This is a genomic window from Mycobacterium shunyiense, from assembly GCF_058270035.1.
This window is the reverse complement of record NZ_JBZDPT010000022.1, coordinates 379,896-400,264: the sequence shown is the minus strand read 5'-3', so window position 1 is coordinate 400,264 and position 20,369 is coordinate 379,896. Positions and strand designations below refer to the sequence as shown.

General features: G+C 66.9%; 21 protein-coding genes. 5 read left to right on the top strand and 16 right to left on the bottom strand.

What is annotated here, in order from left to right:
• Positions 1-197: 197 nt before the first annotated feature.
• The 13 genes from AC4ELS_RS17065 to AC4ELS_RS17005 all read right to left on the bottom strand — a co-directional run bounded on the left by AC4ELS_RS17065 (position 198) and on the right by AC4ELS_RS17005 (position 11,719).
• Positions 198-548, bottom strand: a complete 351-nt coding sequence (locus AC4ELS_RS17065) for a hypothetical protein (protein WP_448446366.1) — start codon at positions 546-548, stop codon at positions 198-200.
• 1 nt (position 549) lies between these two features.
• Positions 550-1,674: an ergothioneine biosynthesis PLP-dependent enzyme EgtE gene (egtE, locus tag AC4ELS_RS17060; protein ID WP_499048253.1), complete on the bottom strand. Its 1,125-nt coding sequence runs from the start codon at positions 1,672-1,674 to the stop codon at positions 550-552.
• The gene (gene egtD, locus AC4ELS_RS17055; RefSeq protein ID WP_499048251.1) at positions 1,671-2,636 is read right to left on the bottom strand and encodes an L-histidine N(alpha)-methyltransferase; all 966 of its coding nucleotides are present in this window, start codon (positions 2,634-2,636) and stop codon (positions 1,671-1,673) included. Before egtD ends, egtE begins: the two co-directional genes overlap by 4 nt.
• Entirely contained in the window at positions 2,633-3,325 is a 693-nt protein-coding gene (gene egtC / locus AC4ELS_RS17050) for an ergothioneine biosynthesis protein EgtC (RefSeq protein WP_499048249.1), read from the bottom strand. The genes egtD and egtC overlap by 4 nt, the downstream gene beginning before the upstream one ends.
• Entirely contained in the window at positions 3,325-4,599 is a 1,275-nt protein-coding gene (gene egtB / locus AC4ELS_RS17045) for an ergothioneine biosynthesis protein EgtB (protein ID WP_499048247.1), read from the bottom strand. Before egtB ends, egtC begins: the two co-directional genes overlap by 1 nt.
• Complete coding sequence (egtA, locus tag AC4ELS_RS17040; protein ID WP_448446358.1) at positions 4,596-5,867, bottom strand: ergothioneine biosynthesis glutamate--cysteine ligase EgtA; 1,272 nt, start codon at positions 5,865-5,867, stop codon at positions 4,596-4,598. Before egtA ends, egtB begins: the two co-directional genes overlap by 4 nt.
• Before the next feature lie 76 nt (positions 5,868-5,943).
• Positions 5,944-6,585: a sensor domain-containing protein gene (locus AC4ELS_RS17035; protein ID WP_064957376.1), complete on the bottom strand. Its 642-nt coding sequence runs from the start codon at positions 6,583-6,585 to the stop codon at positions 5,944-5,946.
• A gap of 17 nt (positions 6,586-6,602) precedes the next feature.
• Positions 6,603-7,130: a hypothetical protein gene (locus tag AC4ELS_RS17030; protein WP_499048246.1), complete on the bottom strand. Its 528-nt coding sequence runs from the start codon at positions 7,128-7,130 to the stop codon at positions 6,603-6,605.
• A 113-nt stretch (positions 7,131-7,243) separates the two neighbouring features.
• Complete coding sequence (locus tag AC4ELS_RS17025) at positions 7,244-7,684, bottom strand: Fur family transcriptional regulator (protein WP_064957244.1); 441 nt, start codon at positions 7,682-7,684, stop codon at positions 7,244-7,246.
• 50 nt (positions 7,685-7,734) lie between these two features.
• Positions 7,735-8,187: a hypothetical protein gene (locus AC4ELS_RS17020; protein ID WP_165609736.1), complete on the bottom strand. Its 453-nt coding sequence runs from the start codon at positions 8,185-8,187 to the stop codon at positions 7,735-7,737.
• Positions 8,188-8,276: 89 nt separating this feature from the next.
• Entirely contained in the window at positions 8,277-9,344 is a 1,068-nt protein-coding gene (locus tag AC4ELS_RS17015; protein WP_499048243.1) for a DUF4185 domain-containing protein, read from the bottom strand.
• 72 nt (positions 9,345-9,416) lie between these two features.
• On the bottom strand, positions 9,417-10,451 hold the full coding sequence (locus tag AC4ELS_RS17010; RefSeq protein ID WP_499048241.1) for an aspartate-semialdehyde dehydrogenase: 1,035 nt from the start codon (positions 10,449-10,451) through the stop codon (positions 9,417-9,419).
• A 2-nt stretch (positions 10,452-10,453) separates the two neighbouring features.
• Entirely contained in the window at positions 10,454-11,719 is a 1,266-nt protein-coding gene (locus tag AC4ELS_RS17005; protein ID WP_064878759.1) for an aspartate kinase, read from the bottom strand.
• 87 nt (positions 11,720-11,806) lie between these two features.
• On the opposite strand from AC4ELS_RS17005, the gene AC4ELS_RS17000 reads away from it, so the two are divergent.
• From AC4ELS_RS17000 to AC4ELS_RS16990, 3 genes are read left to right on the top strand one after another with little or no spacing between them, the layout of a single operon-like run.
• Positions 11,807-12,406, top strand: a complete 600-nt coding sequence (locus tag AC4ELS_RS17000; protein ID WP_463791891.1) for a nitroreductase family protein — start codon at positions 11,807-11,809, stop codon at positions 12,404-12,406.
• A 44-nt stretch (positions 12,407-12,450) separates the two neighbouring features.
• Positions 12,451-13,398, top strand: a complete 948-nt coding sequence (locus AC4ELS_RS16995; protein WP_499048238.1) for a UTP--glucose-1-phosphate uridylyltransferase — start codon at positions 12,451-12,453, stop codon at positions 13,396-13,398.
• Positions 13,395-14,765: an alpha/beta hydrolase gene (locus tag AC4ELS_RS16990; RefSeq protein ID WP_499048236.1), complete on the top strand. Its 1,371-nt coding sequence runs from the start codon at positions 13,395-13,397 to the stop codon at positions 14,763-14,765. The genes AC4ELS_RS16995 and AC4ELS_RS16990 overlap by 4 nt, the downstream gene beginning before the upstream one ends.
• A gap of 7 nt (positions 14,766-14,772) precedes the next feature.
• On the opposite strand, the gene AC4ELS_RS16985 is transcribed toward AC4ELS_RS16990, so the two are convergent.
• Genes AC4ELS_RS16985 through AC4ELS_RS16975 form a run of 3 tightly spaced genes read right to left on the bottom strand, consistent with a single transcriptional unit; the run spans position 14,773 to position 17,482 of the window.
• On the bottom strand, positions 14,773-15,495 hold the full coding sequence (locus AC4ELS_RS16985; protein ID WP_448446340.1) for a GntR family transcriptional regulator: 723 nt from the start codon (positions 15,493-15,495) through the stop codon (positions 14,773-14,775).
• A complete protein-coding gene (gene biuH / locus AC4ELS_RS16980; RefSeq protein ID WP_448446338.1) occupies positions 15,492-16,178 on the bottom strand; it encodes a biuret amidohydrolase in 687 nt (228 codons plus the stop codon). Before biuH ends, AC4ELS_RS16985 begins: the two co-directional genes overlap by 4 nt.
• Positions 16,175-17,482, bottom strand: a complete 1,308-nt coding sequence (locus AC4ELS_RS16975) for a cytosine permease (RefSeq protein ID WP_499048233.1) — start codon at positions 17,480-17,482, stop codon at positions 16,175-16,177. Before AC4ELS_RS16975 ends, biuH begins: the two co-directional genes overlap by 4 nt.
• Before the next feature lie 189 nt (positions 17,483-17,671).
• Here AC4ELS_RS16975 and AC4ELS_RS16970 point away from each other — a divergent pair, with 189 nt between their 5' ends.
• Together AC4ELS_RS16970 and glnT are read left to right on the top strand one after the other, a co-directional pair.
• Positions 17,672-18,925: an ammonium transporter gene (locus AC4ELS_RS16970; protein ID WP_064878815.1), complete on the top strand. Its 1,254-nt coding sequence runs from the start codon at positions 17,672-17,674 to the stop codon at positions 18,923-18,925.
• Between the two features lie 133 nt (positions 18,926-19,058).
• On the top strand, positions 19,059-20,363 hold the full coding sequence (gene glnT / locus AC4ELS_RS16965) for a type III glutamate--ammonia ligase (RefSeq protein ID WP_499048231.1): 1,305 nt from the start codon (positions 19,059-19,061) through the stop codon (positions 20,361-20,363).
• The last annotated feature ends 6 nt before the right edge of the window (positions 20,364-20,369 follow it).

Sequence of the window (20,369 nt, the reverse complement as noted above, 5' to 3'; positions counted from 1 at the left end):
ACCACTCCGCCAAAGCACTGACCTCAATGATCTACCTCTGCCTCGGCGGCCTGAACCCTCAACTACCCACAAGAACATGAGGAGTAGCACATGTGTTCGAGTATACCCAAATCCACTGACATTGTGAGTGTTATGGGACGTCGGTGACGCTTTCCTCGGTTGGCGGTGACGCTTCTGTCTGTCACGGCCCGGCACGCTCACCCGTCGGGCGGATCAGGTTGGCTGTCGCGCGCGGAGTACGCGTAGATCGTGCCGCGGAACTTGAGGTACGGGGTGCTCATGAAGGCCCGAAACACCATCACGCCGCCGAACACCAAAGAGAGCAAAAGCCCCAACTTCCAGTTGGGCGGGTACCCAACGAGAAAGGCGGATGTAGTCGTGATCAGAAACCCGACCCAGAAGATGCGGCGGCCCAGTCGACGATCGTTGCGAGGCGCCAAGTAGGGCAGCAACAGACCCGCGAACGTCAGCACAAAGAAAAGTAGCTGCATTACCGCTACTTTGCCGCCCAATGGTAGAGGCCTTTGCCCACCGGTGCCGTCATCCATTTCATGTAGCGCGAGCCATGTCCCGCAACACCCCGGCGAACTGCTCCAGATCCTCGACAGTCGTGTCGACATGCGGTGAGATCCGCAGCACCGGCTTGGTCATCTCGAACGGTGCCCGCGCGAGTTCGCATGCGGTGGTGACGATCCCGCGCTCGGCGATCAACCACGTCCGCACCGCGGCCGGATCGGCGCCGTCTGTGGGTTCGAGAGTGGTGATCGCGGTCGGTTCATCGACACCTTCCACGACGCGCCAGCCCGGCACCCCGGCCAACACCTGCCGGGCGGTGCGGCCCACCTCGGCAAGCCGGCCGCGGACGAGATCCGGTCCAGCAGCGAGGTGTTCACCGAGCGCAACCGAGTATCCGATGCGCGTGGCGGCATTGTGCTCACCGTGCTCGAAGCTCTCTAGCACCGTCACGGGCACATCCCACGACGCGGGCGGGAAGCGTCGCTGCAGCCGGGCGGCCAGTTCGGGTGCCACCGCCAGGAAGCCCACGCCTCGGGGCCCGGCGAGCCATTTGCGTGACGACGAGTAGATGGCGTCGGGGCTGACATTGCAGTCCAGGTGCCCGAACGCCTGCGCGGCGTCCACCACGATCGGGACCCCGGCCGCGCGGCACACCGCGACCATCTCCGCCAGCGGTTGGGCTACGCCACGGTGGCTGGCCAGCGCAGTGAAGTGCACCAAAGCCGGCGGATCAGAGGAGAACCGGCGGGCAACCTCGTCGGCCACGACCCGGCCGTCCCCGTCGACAGGCAACGCACGTACCTGAAAACCGTTGGCGGCCATGACAGCCAGGTTCGGTCCGAACTCGCCGGGCAGGCAGGCCAGCGTGCGCTCCCCGGCCCAGCTGCCGAGCAGGAGATCGAGGGAGTGGTTGGACCCCGTCGTGTACACCACATCGTCGGCGTTGAGGCCGGTCAGTGCCGCGACCGCGGCGCGTCCCGCCGCGAGCACCGGTGCGGCTGCCTCGGCCGCCACGTACCCGCCCACTTCGGCCTCATGACGCGCATGCGCGGCGACCGCGTCGATGACCGCAAGGCTCTGCCGCGAGCAGGCACCACTGTCGAAGTGCAGTCCGGCGACCTTGGGCCGGGCATCGGCCCACCGCTGCGCGAGGCTCATTTCACCGCCAACGACAAGCCGAAGTCACCAGCTTCATCGGTCCACCAATGTGTCTGCTGCAAACCGGCTTTCGCGAGCTCGTCGGCTACCCCGTCGGCCCGGAACTTGCAGGACACCTCGGTCAGCATCTCTTCACCGGCACCGAATGCGACGTCGAGATCCAGCGCCGCCACACGGACTTGCTGCGGCGCATCCGCGCGCAGCCACATCTCGATGCGCTCCTCGTCGGGATTCCATTTCGCCACATGCTCGAAGGCCTCGAGATCGAAGTCGGCATCGAGCTCGCGGTTCACCACCGACAGCACATTGCGGTTGAACGCCGCGGTCACACCGGCACTGTCGTCGTAGGCGCTGACGAGCCGGTCGGTGTCCTTGACCAGATCGGTGCCCAACAACACGCTGTCACCGGGCTGCAGGGTCTCGGCCAGCGACGCCAGGAAATCCGCCCGCGGACCTGGGGTGAGATTTCCGATCGTCGAGCCGAGGAACGCCACGAGGCGCCGTCCGACGGCCGGGATCTTGCCCAGATGTTCCTCGAAATCACCACATACCGCGTCGATTTCGATGCCCGGATACTCCTGGCCGATGGCATCTCCGGCAGAACGAAGCACACTGGCGTCGACGTCGAACGGGATGAATCGGCGCAACTGGCCACCGTCGCGCATCGCGTTGAGCAGCATCCTGGTCTTCTCCGAGGTGCCGCTGCCCAACTCGACGAGAGTGTCGGCCCCGGCGGCCTCAACGATCTCCGGCGAGCGGTGCGTGAGGATCTGCGCCTCGGTGCGGGTCGGGTAGTACTCCGGCAGCCGGGTGATCTGGTCGAACAGATCGCTGCCCACCGAATCGTAGAACCACTTCGGTGGCAGCATCTTCGGCGACTGGGACAGCCCCTCGCGCACATCGCGACGGAGCGCGGTGGCAGCGGAATCGGCCGCCAGATAGTTGGACAAGGTGAGCGTCATACCGAACCTTTCAGTGGGGTGAGCTCGACGTCAGAGCCGGCCACGGTGACGAGGTGCCGGTCCGGAATGTCGGACCAGCCGGGATCGTCGTCGTAGGGTTCACTGGCGAGCACCACGCCGTCCGGCAGCCGCAGCATCGACAAAGTGTCACCCCAGGTGGTGGCGATCATACGAGAACCGTTGGCAGCCAGAATGTTCAGCCGGGCGTTCGGATCCAGCGTGCCGACTTCGACAATGGTCTGTCCCAGCGTGTCGAGCCCGCGTTCGAAGATCAGTGCTGCCAGCACCGCGCTGTCCACGGTGGATTCGGCTTCCCCGGTCAACGGCAGGACCGAGCGGTCCACCACCCCGTTGTGCGACAGCAGCCACTGCCCGTCGGTGAACGGCGCCGAGGCCGAGGGCTCGATCGGCATGCCGATGGTCGCCGAACGCACGGCCGCGACCACGCATCCACTGGTCAACGCCGGCGCGACCGAGGCGAACGACACGTCGCCCCACAGCGGCTTGTCGCTGCGCCATCGACGGGGCACACCGGAGTCGAAAAACCCTGCGCCCCAACCATCGGCGTTCATCAACCCGTTCTTCTGGCGACGAGGCGCATACGACTGCACCAGCAGGCCCTGCGGTGGATCCAGCACCAGCGATGCCACCGTTCGCGGCGCGCCCAGCCACCCGATGTGCCGGCACATCAGGCGTCCCACGCCAGACGTACACCGGAGAAGATCTGGCGCCGGATCGGGTGGTCCCAGTTGCGGAAGCTCGGGCGCAGGATGTCGGCGGACACCGCCCACGAGCCGCCGCGCAGGACCCGGTAGTCACCGTCGAAGAAGGGTTCGGTGTAGCGGTCATAGACCATCGGGGTGAAGCCGGGCCATGGCCGCAGCGGGGAGGTGGTCCACTCCCAGACATCGCCCAACATCTGCTCGACGCCATAGGCCGACGCTCCGGCGGGATAGGCACCCACGGGCGCGGGCCGGCGCGCCTCACCGCCGAGGTTGGCCAGCGCTTCGGTGGGTTCCGAAGTACCCCAGGGGAATCGGCGCCGGACCCCGGCCTCCGGATCCCAGGCGCAGGCCTTTTCCCACTCGATCTCGGTGGGCAGCCGGGCCCCGGCCCACGCGGCATAGGCCTCGGCTTCGAAGAACGTCACGTGCTGGACCGGTTCGTCGGTGGGAATGGTCTCGACGTGGCCGAACCTGGTGCGGGCACCGTCGGGCCCCCAGAACGCGGGCGCCACCAAACCCGCTTCCTGACGGTGCGCCCAGCCACGTTCCGACCACCAGCGTGACTGCTGATAGCCGCCGTCGTCGATGAACTCGCGCCATTCGGCATTGGTGACCGGCACCCGGCCGATCCGGAAAGAGGCCACTTCGACAGAGTGCGGCGGACGCTCGTTGTCCAACGAATGCGGTTCGGTCAGTTCGTCGACGCCAAGGACGAATGAGCCGCCCGGGATCAGCACCGAGGTGCCGGCCACACCAGGTCGACCGGTGGGCAACGCGCTGCCGGTGTCGAGCAGCGGTAGCCCGGTCCGCATGTTCAGTGCCTGCAACATGGTCTCGTCGTGCTGGTTCTCGTGGCTGATGACCAGACCGAAGTTGAAGGCGGGGTCGTCGGCATCGAGGGAGTCGAGTGCATCGAGCGCCTTGGATCGCACCGTCGCGCAATAGGTTCGCGCATCCGCCGGCGGTAGCAACGGAAGGCCGACGCGACTGGCCCGCGAGTGCACGAAGGCGTCGTACAACCGGTCGACCTCGGGATCCAGGATGCCCGGACGGTCCGAGTTGCCGGCCCGCAGCAGCCACAACTCCTCCTGCTGACCGATGTGGGCGAGGTCCCAGACCAGGGGGCTCATCAGCGGGCTGTACTGGCGGTGCAGTTCAGCGTCGTCGAAGTCGACCAGGCGCAGGGTACGTTCCCGCGCCCGGGTGAGCTGCTGCGCCAGCGCCTCGCGTGTCGTCAAAGCTCGCCCTTCACCAGTTGGCTCATCGCAGAAGCGATTCCATGGCCCACGACCTGGTCGGCGAAATCGTCGGCCGGGCAGCGTCCCTCCTGGACCGAACGCGTCAACCGCCCCATCGATTCCGCGAGTTCCGCAGGCGCCCGATCGGCGGCGGCCGAAACGCAGGTGAGCGCCGCCGCGTGGAGATGACGGTCGGTGAGGCCGGCTTGGGCGGCCCGGTCCCATGCGGTGGCGACCGGGGCCGTCGCCTCCGTGGCGATCGCGGCGGCCTCGGGATCGTCCAGAAGCGTGGTCAGCATGAACACCACCGCGGGCCACAGGGCATCCGGCACGCTGTCGAGATAGCGGATCTCCAACCAGCGCCGCGGCCGCACCGGCGGAAACAGTGTCGTCAGGTGGTATTCGAGATCGGCTTCGGATGGGCGGCGGCCGCCGAGCACAGCCCGGCCGTCGGCCCAGTCGGCGAACGGGACCCAGTTGGTCACGGGGACGGCATCCGGGGTGTTGACCAGCATCACCGGAGCCCGCAGCGCGTAGCGCGCCCAGTCACTGGCAGGGTCGTCCCCGTCGGCGCCCAGCACCGGACCGCAGCGCGCGGAATCCAGCTGACCCCACACCCGCTGCCGCGACGACTTCCACCCGGTGAACCGCCCACCCAGCATCGGCGAGTTCGCGGTGATCGCGATCATCGTCGGACCGAGGGCATGCGCCAGCCGGACCCGCTGCGCCCAGCCGTCCCGCGGTCCGGCATCGAGGTTGACCTGAACCGACGCGGTCGACGTCATCATCGCCGCCCCCGGCTCCGCCGACCCGCTGGCCGCGAAGAACGTCTCCATGGCCTGATAGCGCGGACCCGGGTTGACCCGTTGAGTGGGCCTCACCGGGTCGGCGCCCAACAGCAGCAGCCCCAGACCACGGCGCTCGAACTCCGCCCGCAGCACGGCCCGATCGGCGAGCAGGGCGGCGGTCGCCGCCGACGGTCCGTCGGTCGGCGGGCCGGACAGCTCCACGGCGCCCCCGGGTTCGACGGTGATCCGGCTGTCGCCGGGCAACGTGGGCACCGACGCGATCACCTCTGAGATTTCATCCCAACCTGGGCGTCGCAGCGGATCGTCGAGGTCGAAACAGTGGGCCTCGATCTCCAGACCTACCTGCCCAACCGGCCCGTCATCCAGACAGCGGGCTTCGATGAACGCCGCGGCATCTTCGGCGCTGGTGAACTCGATGGGAGCTAGACGGGCCGCATCGGTCGTGACGGGTACTGCCAACGCAACCACCCCTCCCGGTCCTCACCGGATCAATCGGCTCGGTTCTGTTCCATCATCCAGATAGGACCGACATCTTCTACTGCCCCAGCGTGTTCTGCATGGCTCCGGCCAGCACGTTGACCGCGGGACCTGCGTTGCCGGACTGGCACACCTTGGCTTGTAGCAGCACGTTTTCCCGTTTGCGGGTGGTGTTGAAACAGCGGCGGTCGGTTCCGGCCTCCTGTTTCACCCAGTCCGCATCCGTGGCGCTCGCCGGGCCACCGGTGAAAGTCCACACCTGGGTGACGAAGTTGTCCAGGTGCATCGCGGTGGTCTGGCCCGAGCATCCGTTGGTGCGGTCGACCACGCGGTGGAAGGCACGGTCGGCGGCCTCCGGCGTCGCGAACACCCCGATGGCCTGCTTGACGAAATGGCTGTCGTCGCCGGCCGCCGTCTGGGTGGTGGCGCCGTTGAACGAAGCCAGGTCTGGGTCGTTGAACACCTCGGGCAACCCGACATCGGCCCAGTTGTTGCACACGGGGTTTTCCACCGAGAAGCCCTGGAACGGGACGGTGAACTCGGATTCCCACGTCATCGGGGCACCGATGATGTTGCCCACCGAACCTTTGGGCATGACGGCATAGGACACGACACCAGGATCCGAGGGGCGCGCACCAGCAGGTGCAGCCAATGCCAGCGCGAGACTGGCCAGCCCGAAACCGACAGTCAGGGCACGCATGGCCTCGATCATGCCAGTTAGTGAACCGTCCGCGTGCAATAGGTTCGCGCCGGTGACGGATAAGGCCAGGCGTAGTGCCCTGTTTCGGCTGGGCAGGCCGACCCGTCCCGGACGTCGAGGCGCTGCGTCACCTGAACCATCACACCCGAGCCGCGCTCGGTTCGTGCGGTGCAATCGGCCAGCTCCACCATGCCCGCGGGCATCCCGAGTTCGTAGCAGTGGTTGGCGACGAGATTGGGAACCAGGCACAGGCGTGCGGTCGACGGATCGGCGAGCTCGGCGGGCAGGTGCTGATACTCGGCGCTCGGGCAGGCCCCGGTGCCGTCGGCGATCGCCCCGACGGTGTAGCTGGGGTCGGTATCGCAGGACACCCTGCCGGCCCGGGTCACCTCCGGGGCCGCAGGTGTGGCGGCCGGGACGCTCACGCAATCGCCGATCGCGAAGACCATGGCCGCGCCGCGCTCAGGATCCGCGCCGCCGCCGCATCCGGCAGCCAGCGCCGGCACTGCGAGCAGTGCGGCCACCAGCAGCCGATTGCGGGTCATGGTTAGCGAGAATCTCACGATTCCGCGGACCCCACCCAACGCTTGGCTGAAAAGCCAGGCGCCCCGGCCACCAAGGGGTAGTGGCCGGGGCGTCCGTGGGCTGCAGAGTGGTCTTATGCGGTGACTGCGCCCTTCTGGCAGTCGGCGCAGATTCCCCAGAACACGACCTCGGCCTCGTCGACGGCGAAGCCGGCCAGGTCAGAGGGTTCCAGGCAGGGGGTCTCGCCCACTGCGCAATCAACGTCGGCGACCACACCGCACACCCGGCAGACCAGGTGATGGTGGTTGTCGCCGGCGCGCGTCTCGTAACGCGCCGAGGAACCGGCCGGTTCGATCCGACGGACGAGGCCCGCATTGACGCAGGCGCGGAGGACGTCGTAGACCGCTTGGGTCGACACCGAACCGAGGTTCTCGCGGGCCAGGCCGGCCACATCGTCTGCAGTCGAATGCGGGTGATCGGCCAGCGCCTGGAGAACCGCGACCCGCGGTGCGGTCACGCGCAGCCCGGCGGCCCGCAACAGGGCCTTGGGGTCGTGTTCATGCACCGTGGTCACGGCTCCAGTATGCGCGCTCTTTGGAGTCAGTCCAAAAGAGTGGGCTGTGATTATGGTCGCGCAGGCGGTGCCGGTGTCGGCGGGGTCTCAGGACGCTCTGAGTTGTTTCCCGGGCCGGGTCCCCAACCAGGGCCGCCGGGGCCGGACGAGCCGGGGCCACCAGGACCACCGGGACCCCACGGCGGCATCATGCCGTGCCGTGGGCCCATCTGCCCTGGGCCGCCACCGGGTCCGCCGTGGTGGAACATCATCATGCCGCCACGGTCATGGCCGCCGCGATGGTGATGGCCGCCGCCACCGGAATGCGCGCCGAGGAAGAAGCCGGTGCCGAAGACCACGGCGACGATGAAAACGCTGCCGGCGGCGATGCCGACCCACGCGAGCGCCTGCATGAGCCGGCTCGGCTTGTTCTCGGCGGGCGGGGGTGCCACTACTGCCGGCTGAGCCGCCGGTGCGACCACCGGCTCGGTCGCAGGTTCAGGATCGGGGGGTGTTTCAGTCATGACACGAGCATGCGAGCACTGCTGAGGTGCAGATCAAGAATTGGCTATGAATCAGCTGTGAAGACCCGGGATGCGGGCTGAGTCCGGAACTACTGCTCCCAGGGCTTGAACGGGTTCACCGCGTACTGGATGACCCGGTACGGGGTGCCACCGCGGGCCATGGTGTTCCACTGGCTGATGAAAACCCGGACCTGATCCAGCGTGGAACCGGGCGAGATGTACCCGCCGTAGGGCTGGGCCAGCTCGTTCACCTCCGGCGGCGGCAACGAGTCGACCGGGTCCGGCCAGGCACTGGCGAACACGACCGTGGTCACCGGTGCGCTACCCAAACCGGTGGGGTCGTAGGCGACCCGCATCTCCATGTTCCCGGTGGTGGCGTTGAAGTAGGACAGCACGGGCTTGCCATCGATCTGCCGAATACTCATCTCCCCCACCCGGTCGGAGAACAACGCAGTCGGGGGCTTGCCCCAGCCACCGGTGCTCGACCAGCCCTGCCAGGTGGCCCGGTCGGTGAAGGTCTTCGGGTTGGCCCGGTACAGGAACACCGGGCTGCTGCGGTCGAAATTGTTGGCCAGGATGTACACCCAGCCGCTAGGCGAATCCGGCGCCGGGACCGGGTCGTAATAGCCGGTGATCTGCGACTGGGCGCCGCCCTGATACTTGGCCTCCCGCACCGACCCCGGTACCGTGGGCCAATTCGGCTGGGCGGCATCGGCTTTCACCAACCGAGAACTGTACGGCTTGAGGTTGTAGGTGGTGGTCACCAGCATGTAGTTCTCGCGGTTGATGGAGATCACGCCGGCGGGCAACTGCGACGAACCCGGCGGGGCGGCGTCGGCCAGCAACGGCTTGTCCACCCCGGTGACCCCGCGGTAGCGCACGCCGCCGGCATCCTCGATCGAATCGGCATCCACATGCAGCGCCACCGGTGAGTGCCAGCCGCCGAAGCCGACGGCCTGCCCCGCGAAGCTGTCACCGCAGACCTGGAGCACCCGGCTGGGGAACTCCATGAACTCACACAGGTCGGTGGCACCGATGCCGTAATCGCGGGTAGGGGTACCGGTTCCGGCGCTCGGGCCGATGCGCAGCACCTGACCGGGGGCCAGCGGGGGCACCACCGGATCGCCGAAGAAGGGATTCGCACCGGCCGCCGGCATCGCCGAAATGGCATTCCAGCAGAGAAAAACCGAGAGAACGCCTGCTGGAATGCGGTTTCGACGCAAGGCGGTTTAGAGCTCGGCGGCCAGCAGTTCGGCGATTTGAATCGTGTTCAGCGCCGCACCTTTTCGCAGGTTGTCGCCGGACACGAACAGGGCGAGGCCACGCCCGTCGGGCACACCAGGATCCTGCCGGATCCGGCCGACCAGGGACTCGTCGGCGCCTGCGGCGGCCAGTGGGGTCGGCACGTCGACCAACTTCACGCCCGACGCGGCGGCAAGCAGCGACCTGGCCTTCTCGACCGAAAGCGGCTGGGCGAACTCGGCATTGATCGACAGCGAGTGCCCGGTGAACACGGGAACGCGCACGCACGTGCCGCTCACCAGAAGGTCTGGGATACCGAGGATCTTGCGGCTCTCGTTGCGCAGCTTCTGGTCTTCGTCGGTCTCGCCCGAGTCGTCGTCGACCAGTGAACCCGCCAGCGGGATCACGTTGAACGCAATAGGGGCAACGTATTTCACGGGCTCCGGATACGTCAGCGCCGAGCCGTCATGAACCAGCTGCTCCGCGCCGTCGATGACCGCGCGGGTCTGCGATGCGAGCTCCTCGACACCGGCCAGGCCACTGCCCGAAACCGCCTGGTAGCTCGACACGATCAACCGGGTCAACCCGGCTTCCTCGTGCAGCGGCTTGAGCACCGGCATGGCGGCCATGGTGGTGCAGTTCGGGTTGGCGATGATGCCTTTGGGACGTAGCCCGGCGTCGCGCTTGAAGTTCACCTCACTGACGACGAGAGGGACGTCAGGGTCCTTGCGCCAGGCCGACGAATTGTCGACGACGACCGCACCGGCCGCCGCGAACCGCGGAGCCTGCACGCGCGACATCGTCGCACCGGCGGAGAACAGCGCGATGTCCAGACCGGACGGGTCGGCGGTCTCGCTGTTCTCGACCTCGATCTCCTCGCCGCGGAATGTCAGCTTCTTGCCCTCGGAACGGGCCGAGGCGAAGAACCGGACCGAGCTGGCCGGGAAGTTGCGCTCTTCCAGCAGGGTGCGCATGACCTGGCCGACCTGGCCGGTGGCACCTACGACACCGATGTTGACCATGTCTAGCGCCCCGTCCCGCCGTAGACCACGGCCTCGTCTTCGCCGCCGAGGTCGAAGGCGTCATGCAGGGCGGAGACGGCGGTGTCGAGATCCGTGTCCTTCACCAGCACCGAGATGCGGATCTCCGACGTGGAGATCAGGTCGATGTTGACGCCGACTTCGGCCAGGGCCTCACAGAACTTGGCGGTGACGCCGGGGTGGCTGCGCATGCCCGCGCCGACCAGCGAGACCTTTCCGATGTGGTCGTCGTACAGCACCTGGCTGAAGCCGATCTCATCCTGCAGAGAGGTCAGCTTCTGCACCGCGCCGGGCCCGTTGTCCATCGGGCAGGTGAAGGTGATGTCGGTCTTGCCGTCTTCGACCTTGGAGATGTTCTGCAGCACCATGTCGATGTTCACGTCCGCGTCGGCGACCGCGCGGAACACCCGGGCGGCATAGCCGGGAACGTCCGGGACACCGACGACGGTGACCTTGGCCTCCCCGCGGTCGTGGGCTACTCCGGTCAGCAGGGCGTCTTCCATGGGGATGTCCTCGATCGATCCTTTGACGATGGTGCCGGGCTTGTCGGTGTACGACGAACGAACGTGAATCGGCACGTTGTAGCGGCGGGCGTACTCGACGCAGCGCAGCATCAGCACCTTGGCGCCGCACGCGGCCATCTCGAGCATCTCCTCGAAGGAGACGGTGTCGAGATGGCGGGCGTTGGGCACGATGCGCGGGTCGGCGGTGAAGATGCCGTCGACGTCGGTGTAGATCTCGCAGACGTCGGCCTTCAGCGCGGCGGCCAAGGCGACGGCGGTGGTGTCCGAGCCGCCGCGGCCCATGGTCGTGACGTCCTTGCTGTCCTGGCTGACGCCCTGGAATCCGGCGACCAGCACGATGACGCCCTCGTCCAGCGCATCGCGCAGGCGGCCGGGGGTGACGTCGATGATCTTCGCGTTGCCGTGGATGCCGGTGGTGACGATGCCGGCCTGCGACCCGGTGAACGAGCGTGCCTGCGCGCCGAGTGACTCGATGGCCATCGCGACCAAGGCGTTGGAGATGCGCTCACCGGCGGTCAGCAGCATGTCCATCTCGCGCGCCGGCGGGGCCGGGGAGACCTGGCGGGCCAGATCAAGGAGGTCGTCGGTGGTATCGCCCATGGCCGAGACCACGACGACGACGTCGTTGCCGGCCTTCTTCGTCTCGACGATGCGCTCGGCCACGCGACGGATCCGATCGGCATCCGATACCGAGGATCCGCCGTACTTCTGTACGACGAGCGCCACTATCTAACCCTTCGAGCTTCGGGAATGAGTCGAGACAAGGATAAGGGAGACGGGTAATCAATTTCCCCCGCCGGTAGCTTGGCTGACGTGCCTGCCACGCCGAACAGCCGCCTGGCCAGCACCAGCGTGCCGATCCACCCCGATCTCGCAGCCCGCTGGAGCCCCCGGGCCTTCGACCCCGACGCCGCCATCGCCGCTGACCAGCTCACCGCACTGCTGGAGGCCGCGCGCTGGGCCGCCAGCTGGGGCCACCGTCAACCGGTGCGATTCGTGGTCGGGATCAGAGGCGACGAGACATTCGCCACACTGGCCGGCCTGCTCAAACGCGGCAACAGCTATGCCCAGGCCGCCTCCGCGCTGATCCTGGTGTGCGCAGATGAAGGAGAAGACGAGAGGACCGCACGGTATGCCTGCGTCGACGCCGGAGCGGCGATCGCACAGCTCACCGTCGAGGCGGTGTCCCGCGGACTGATCGCCCATCCGATGGCCGGCTTCGACGTCGACGGCGCGCAGGCGGCGTTCGAGATTCCGGACGGGGTGCGGCCGATCGCGGTGGTGGCCGTCGGCACGCTCGGGGACTACTCCGAAATGGGTGAGGAAATTGCCGAGCGCGACGGTCGGCCCCGGGAACGGCTGCCTTTGAACCAGATCGCATTTGGTGGTCGCTGGGGAATTCCGCTCGGCTGAAGGCCTCACCGGCTAGTTTTGGTGGAGCACCGGGAGAGGAACACATGGCACGACAGGCCATCCGCAAAGCCGTCATCCCCGCCGCGGGAATAGGTTCGCGTCTCCTGCCGCTGACCAAGGCCATTCCCAAGGAGATGCTCCCAGTCGGCGACAAGCCGGTCATCGAGCACACGGTGCGCGAGCTGGTCAACTCCGGGATCACCGACATCACGATCGTCGTCTCCGGTGGAAAGAACTTGATAGAGGAGCATTTTCGGCCCAATACGACGCTGGTGGATCAGCTGCGTGCGGACGGCAAGGACGCCTACGCCGACGCCGTCGCGGAGGTCGGCGAGCTGTCCGCGCGGGGCCACATCACCTATCTCCATCAGCACGGTCCGTATGGCAACGGCACGCCGGTGTTCAATGCCTCACGCTCGTTCGGTGACGAGCCGGTCCTGGTGTTGTGGCCCGACGACGTATTCGTCGCCGAGGTGCCGCGCGCCCAACAACTGATCCGGGCCTACGAACAGACCTCAGCCCCGGTGCTGGCGTTGATGCCGATGGCTCCGGAGAATTCGCGTCGATACGGCGTGCCGATCATCGACGAGGAGTTGGACGGCGGGCTTCTGAGGATCAGTGGAATCGTCGAGAAGCCGCAGCCACATGAGGCCCGCTCCGACTACGCCGCGATCGGCGGCTACGTCGTCACACCCGGCATCATCGACGAGTTGCGTGAGCAGACCAACCGCTGGTACCAGCAGACCCAGCCCGGCGAGATCTACCTGACCGACGCGATCAACGCCCACGCCAAGGACCACGCTGTCTACGGCCAGGTGATACAGGGCCACTGGTATGACACCGGCAATCCCCCCGACTATCTGGTCGCCCAGTTCGCGTTCGCGCTGGCCCATCCCGAATACGGCCCCGTGCTGCGGCAATTGGCCGACGAGTTGGAGGGACCGCTGCTGCACAAGCTTTCGCAGGACATCGGAGAGGGCCGGTCCACATGAACCTGTCGCTGACCAATGGCCTGATCCCGATAACGCTGCAACTGCTCGCACTTGTCGCGATCGTGGTCGCGATCGGTCGCGGCCGGCCACGGGAGTGGATGAGGCGATGGCTGCTCGCGGCAGTGTTGGTCGGCGTCGGCCTGGCTGCCGCCGCACGGCTGTTCGTGCGGCACCAGGGCTGGTCCGCCGATGCCATCTCGTTCGGCACCATTTTCTGGACGGCGATGTTCGGATTCGCCGCGACGGTTCTCGTCACCGGTTGGCGGGGCAGTGCGTGGTGGCGCCGAATCGTATCGGTGCTGTCGGTGGTGTTGACGGTGGTGTGTGGTCTGGCCGCACTCAACACCGCGACCGGCTATTTCCCCACGGTCCGGGCGGCCTGGCTCCGGGTGACGCACACAGAGCCCGAACAGTGGATCGACGAATCCCAGCTCGCCGCGCTTCGAGAGTCCGGTGAGCTACCTACGCGCGGCACGGTGGTACGCGTGGACATCCCGTCCGACGCATCGGGTTTCGCGCACCGGACCGAGGTGGTCTACCTCCCGCCGGCCTGGTTCGCCACCAACCCGCCGCCGCAACTACCCGCGGTCATCATGATGGGCGGCGAATTCAACCATCCCAACGACTGGCTGCAATCGACCGGCGCCTTGCAGGCCCTCGACGACTTTGCCGCGCTGCACCACGGCAATGCTCCGGTCTTCGTATTCCCCGACATCGCAGGCAAGTTCAGCAACGACACCGAATGCGTCGACGGCACCCGTGGCAACGCCGCATCCCACCTGACCAAAGACCTCGTGCCCTACCTGATTTCACGTTTCGGCGTCAGCCCGAAGGCGCAGAACTGGGGACTGGCCGGGTGGTCTTCAGGCGCGACGTGCGCCCTGAACACCGCGGTGCGCAATCCCGAGATGTTCAGCGCCTTCGTCTGGCTGGACGGCACACTCGGCCCGAATGCGGGCACCAAGGACCAGACCATCGCACGGCTCTTCGGTGGCGACCGGGCGGCCTGGGAGGCATTCGACCCCAAGACCGTGGTCACCCGGCACGGCCCGTACGACGCCATGGCGGCATGGCTCGGTGTCGGCGAAAGCACGCCGACCGTCCACCGTGACGGCACCACCACGCCCCCGTCCGAAGAGGCGATAGCCGGCTGGGACACGTTCTCCGAAGAGCACGCCTCCAACGCCAACAAGCTGTGCGCCCTGCTGAGCGGTTACAACGTCGAATGCTCGGTGGTGGGCTACAAGGGTGGACACGATTTCCAGGCGGCCAGTGCGGCATTCGACGCAGCACTGCCCTGGTTGGCCTGGCGGCTGGGTACCCCGAATGTACGGGAAAGGACCCTGCCGGGAACAGGCGAGAAGTAGCCGGCCACTACTTCCAGAGCGCCTCCAGCGACGTCACCGACTGACCGAGGGCCCGGGCACTCAACGCCCGCAGCGCACGCCGCTCGACGACCTCGAAACTCGCACCCACGTGTTCGTGCAGCGCGATGCGGCCGGCGTCGAGCTCGTCGTCGAGCAGCAGGTCGACGATCTGCAGGTGCTCGGTGATGGTCGCGGTCACTCGCTCCTCGGTGACGAAGTCGTACATCCGGATCAGCCGGATCCGCCGGTTGACGTTGTCGAGCGCAGCCACCATCGCCGCGTTGCCCGACGCGGTGCACAACGCGATGTGGAACCCCTCGTCCAGCAGCACCATGTCCGCCTCCGGCGGGGGCGGGCTGGCTTTCAGTTCTGCCCATTCGGCACGTAGTGCGGCCAGCCGGTCTTTCTCGTACTGCAGTTCGTCGGTTTCCAGAATTCGTGCGATGCCGCGCAGTTCGATCGTGACGCGCAGCTCGTAGAGGTCCCGGACACCGGCGATGTCGAGGGCCACCGGGTAGTACCCGTCCGCGCGTCGCTCAAGCAGGCCGTCGGAGTGCAGCCGCACCAGCGCCTCTCTCAGCGGGGTCCGGCTGACGTCGAGCGCCTCGCACAATTGGGTCTCGACGAGCCGGGTGCGGTGATCGATCTCGCCGACCATGAGCTTCTTACCCAGGTCCACATAGACCCGGTCACGCAGCGATACCGGCTGCTCGACCCGGGTGCCGGTCATTGCAGCTCCTTGAGCGCGGCCACCACGTCGATGCTCGTGGCGTGCGCCCCGAACACCCCGCCCTGCATGGTGATCATGTCCAGCGCCGCAACGTGATTGGCGTAGTCGGTCGCCCCGGTGGCATCCGATACGACCAGGCACTCGTAGCCGCGGTCGTTGGCGTCACGCATGGTGGTGTGCACGCACACGTCGGTGGTGATGCCCGTCAAGATGAGGTGCGTGATGCCGCGGGTGCGTAGCACCAGGTCCAGATCGGTCGCGTAGAAGCTGCCCTTGCCAGGCTTGTCGATGACGGGTTCTCCTGGCAGAGCAGCCATCTCGGGTACCAACTGCCAACCCGGCTCGCCCCGGGTGAGGATCCGGCCGCACGGTCCGGTCGATCCGATCTCGGCGCCGATCTGCGCCGACCGCCACCGTTTGTTGGCGGGCAGGTCCGACAGGTCTGGGCGGTGGCCCTCGCGGGTGTGAATTATGAACAATCCGGCCGCCCGGGCCGCGGCGAGCACCCCCTGCGCAGGACCGAGCGGGGTACGGACCAGGGACAGGTCATAGCCCATGCTGTCGACATAGCCGCCCTCACCGCAGAAGTCGACCTGCCAGTCGATGTTGATCAACGCGGTGCGGCCGGCGGGAATGTCACCGTCATACGGCCAGACGTAGGGGTTGGCCTCGATCGTGATCATGCGGTTTCTCCCACGAGGGCCGGTTGCACAGCGCGGACCGGCAGGTACGCCAACGCGGTGAAGGCCAGTCCACCGACCACCATCGCCACCACCGCGTCGGACAGTTGCGGGGCGTAGAAGTGCGTCAGCAGCGCGCCTCCGGCTCCGATTCCCCACGCCGCGAACGGTTTCCAGGCAATCGCCGCCGTGGCCCGACGGCGGGCGAACACCAGCTGCTCGAGGATCAACACGATGCCTATCGGGGGCACCAGCACCGCGAGGATGTTCAGCCACGTCGCGAAGTATGACCAGATGCCTGCGACGGCGGCGACAGTTCCCACCACACCCAGCACGATCGTCAACTGACGCATGGTCTTTCCGGTGATGTTGCCGAACCCGACCGCACCGTTGTAGAGGCAGTGCGCACACACGCTGCCGAGGTTGACGAAGACGAAGACGATCGCCAACGGCACCAGGACTCCCCCGGCGCCGACCAGGACATGCAGGAAGTCACCGCCCGCCGTACCGGGTGCGGCAGCGGCGCCCAGTGCGACCACGAGCGCGCCGGCCAGCTGAGCGATGAGATAGGCGACCGGAAACGCGGAGAATGCCGCCAACGCGCCTTCTCTGCCGTTGCGGGCCCACCGGGTGAAGTCAGCGGTCATGGTCCCCGAGTCGGCGAAGCAGGCGAACACCATGGTCACCGCGACGCCGAAGCCGAAGGCGCTCACGCCGGCGCCGCCGCCGTAGGACAACGCGGAGCCGATACCGTGATCGGCCGCCGCCAACACCACGGCCACCACTCCGAGCGGGATGAACAGGACCGACGCCACCACCCCGATCCAGGAGATCGCCCGGATCCCGACGAAGGTCAGCGCGACGAACAGCACCCCGGCCAACAGGGTGATCCACGGCGCGCTCCATCCCATCGAGAGGTTGAGCGTGGATCCGACCATGCCGGTCTGGAAGGCGAACCAGCCGATCACCAATGCCGACAGGAAGGCCGAGACAATGCGGAAACCCTTGGCCCCGAAGGTGTCCGCTGCGGTGAGCGCGAAATTCTTGCCGGATCGGCCGGCCAGGTAGCTCAACGTGCCGACATAGCCCATCAGGATCAGGTCACCGACCACGATGGCGCCCATGCCCATGACGAAGCCGAGGTTGTAGACGACGATGCCCGCGAAGACGGCCGAGGTCATGATCATCGGGAAGCCGACCCACACCGCGGACACCGCGAACAGTGACTTGCGGGCGGTCAGTGGGACGGGCTGGTTCTCGTACTCCTCACCAAGCGCCGAATGCTGTTCGGCGAGCGCTGTATCCATGGCTGTATACCGTCGGGTATACGGGTTTCCCTGGCATTTCTGTCGATGAACGTTCCGTAACGAGGTCCTCACGGCCGTCCGGTACTCAGCTTTACGTCGTCGCAACACAACAAGTCGGTCCACGTAACAGAAACGTCGTCAACTCCCAGTGATCGGCCCGACCGGGCCGCCACCCCCCAGGAGATGTTGATGGATACAGGAACCACGGCGTTCATGCTGTGTTGCATCATCGGCCTCACGCTGATGATCCCCGGCCTTGCCCTGTTCTACGGCGGCATGGTCTCGGTGAAGAGCTCGACCAACATGATGATGATGACGTTCGGCGCGGTGGCCCTCGTGGGCGTGCTGTGGGTGCTGTTCGGATTCTCGATGGTCTTCGGCACGTCCTACGGCGGATTCGTCGGCAGCTTCACCGAATTCGCCGGCATGAAGGACCTCATGGAGCCGATGACGACGGTCGCGGGGCTCCCGGTCAGCTTGTTCTCCATCTTCCAGGCCCTGTTCGCGGCCATCACCGTGGCGCTGATCTCGGGTGCGGTCGCCGATCGGATGAAGTTCGGCGCCTGGATGATCTTCGCCGCCGCCTGGGCGGTGCTGGTGTACTTCCCGGTCGCACACTGGGTTTTCGCCTTCGACGGTGTCGTCACCGAGAACTCGGTCGGCGGCTGGATCGCCAACAAGCTGCATGCCATCGACTTCGCCGGCGGCACCGCCGTGCACATCAACGCCGGCGCGGCCGCCCTGGCCGTGGCCATTGTGCTCGGCAAGTCAGCCATGTTCGGCCAGCTGCGCAAGCCGCACAACGTTCCGCTGACCCTGCTCGGCGCGGGCATGCTGTGGGCCGGCTGGTATGCCTTCAATGGCGGATCCGCCCTGGCCGCAGGCAATTCCGCGGCAATCGTCATGGTGACCACTTTCGTCGCCACCTGCGCGGCCGTGTTGGCCTGGATCGGCGTCGAGAAACTCAAGGACGGCCACGTCACCGGCGTGGGCGCCGCCTCGGGCGCGATTACCGGCCTGGTGGCCATCACCCCGGCCTGCGGTGCGGTCACCCCGATCGGTGCGATCTTCGTCGGCGGCATCGCCGGGGCGATCTGCGTCTACGCCGTCGGCTTCAAGGAGAAGCTGGGCTACGACGACTCGCTCGACGTGGTCGGCGTGCACCTGGTCGGTGGCGTGGTCGGCACTCTGCTGATCGGCTTCTTCGCCAGCGAGGGCATGCCCAATGCCACCAACGGCCTGTTCTACGGCGGCGGATTCGACCAGCTCTGGAAGCAGGCGGTTGCAGCCGGTGCGGTGATGGCCTACTCGTTCGCGGTTGCCTTCGCCATCGCGTTCGTCCTGAAGAAGACCATCGGAATCCGCATCTCGTCCGAGGAAGAGGAGAAGGGTATCGACACCACATTCCACCGGGATTCGGCCTACGAGCTCGAATTCGCCTGACAGAGAAGATGATCCCCGGCCCGGCTGCCGAGGACCCGCATCCGCGGCAGCCGGTGACCGGGGTTTCCTCGACTTGCCGAAGTTTCCTACCGTGATACTTTGATTCTCAACAAGAGACGAAAGTGCTGGTGCTATGCCCTCCGATCTCGCCACCCTCGCCGAACAGTCCGGCACCAAGTTCATCCTCGCGCTGTTCGTAGACCTTCGCGGAAAGCCCTGCGCCAAACTGGTTCCCGTCGAATCGGTCGAACTTCTGGCCACCGACGGCGTCGGCTTCGCCGGCTATGCCGTCGGCGCGATGGGCCAGGAACCCAAGGACCCGGACCTCGTGGCCATCCCCGACCCAGCCTCCTTCACCCCGATCCCGTTCATCAAGGAGGGCCTGGCTCTCGTGCACTGCGACCCTCACGTTGGGGGTGCACCGTGGCCGTATGCACCGCGGGTGATCCTGAAGGGCCTGATCCAGCGTGCCGCCGACGCCGGGTTCGAACCCTGGGTGGGCGCCGAGGTCGAGTACTTCCTGTTGCGGCGCAATGCCGATGGCGTCCTGGCCACCGCTGACGCCGCCGACACCGCCGCCCAGCCCTGTTACGACGCGCGTGGCGTCACCCGCATGTACGAGCACCTCACTTCCATCTCGACGGCGATGAACACCCTCGGCTGGTCCAACTACGCCAACGACCACGAGGACGGCAACGGGCAGTTCGAGCAGAACTTCGAGTTCTCCGACGCGCTGACCACCGCCGACCGGGTGATCACGCTGCGCTACCTGCTGTCGATGATCGCCGCCGAACGCGACATGGTGGCCACCTTCATGCCCAAGCCGTTCAGCGACCGCACCGGCAGCGGCCTGCATCTGCACCTGTCGCTGACCAGCGGCGGTACCCCGGCCTTCCCTGCCGACGCCGACGAGCGGGGCCTGGGTCTGTCCGAGACGGCGTACGCATTCATCGGCGGCATCCTCGACCACGCCTGCGCGCTGCAGTCCGTCGTCGCCCCAACGGTCAACTCCTACAAGCGGACCGGCGCGACCTCGACCGCGTCGGGTGCCTCGTGGGCCCCGCGCAAACCCAGCTACGGCGGCAACGACCGCACCCACTACATCCGGGTACCCGACAGTCAGCGCATCGAGTTGCGCGGTGGCGACGGCTCGGCCAATCCGTACCTCGCGATCGCCGCGGCACTGGGCGCCGGGCTCGACGGCGTCAAACGCAGCCTCGATCCAGGAGCCGTGGGCGCCCAGGGACCGGCCGCACTGCCGCCCACGCTGCTGCACGCGGTCGAATCACTTGAGACCGATCCGATCGTCACCGGGGTGCTCGACGTCGCGGGCGACGGCGTTGCTTCCTACTTCGCCGACGTCAAACGCGAGGAGTTCTTCGCCTACCACGGCACCGTCACACCGTGGGAGATCGACCAATACCTGACGGCCTTCTAGAAAGGG